Genomic DNA, 660 nt, shown 5'->3' with positions numbered 1-660 from the left:
TGTATTCAGTTAACGATACCTGCAAGCAGGTGGGTTTCCCCATTCGGAAATCCTAGTCTCAAGCGCTTTTTACTAGCTTGACTAGGCTTATCGCAAGTTAATACGTCCTTCATCGCCTCCAACTGCCAAGGCATCCACCGTGTACGCTTAGTCACTTAACCATACAACCCAAACGGGTCTTTGTTTTGTGACAGTTTAACTTCGCCAGAAGTCAATATTGAATACTAAAGTAGATACCAATCAATCAACTCATAAGAGTTAACTAAATGGCACTGAATGGTACTGCTACCATTCTTTTTTTACTTTTGAAAACTCTTGATAAATACAATGTATTCATCAGAATTTTATTATCAGCTTTTCCAAATTTTTAAAGAGCATATTAATTAGTTATCCCGAAGGACAAGCACTAATTAACAATCATCTGTGTGGACACTACGAACAAATAAGTTCTAAATCGTATAAGGAGGTGATCCAGCCCCAGGTTCCCCTAGGGCTACCTTGTTACGACTTCACCCCAGTCATGAATCACTCCGTGGTAAACGTCCTCCCGAGGGTTAGACTATCTACTTCTGGAGCAACCCACTCCCATGGTGTGACGGGCGGTGTGTACAAGGCCCGGGAACGTATTCACCGCGTCATTCTGATACGCGATTACTAGCG

Annotated in this window: 2 rRNA genes; both read right to left on the bottom strand. The window is 42.4% G+C overall.

Going from position 1 to position 660, the window contains the following annotated elements:
• Window positions 1-161 (bottom strand): 23S ribosomal RNA (locus tag EU510_RS19845); the annotation flags it as partial.
• A gap of 298 nt (window positions 162-459) precedes the next feature.
• Window positions 460-660, bottom strand: a 16S ribosomal RNA gene (locus EU510_RS19840); the annotation flags it as partial.

Source organism: Pseudoalteromonas sp. FUC4, assembly GCF_008370255.1.
Classification (GTDB): domain Bacteria; phylum Pseudomonadota; class Gammaproteobacteria; order Enterobacterales; family Alteromonadaceae; genus Pseudoalteromonas.
This window is presented reverse-complemented; position numbering and strand designations above follow the sequence as displayed.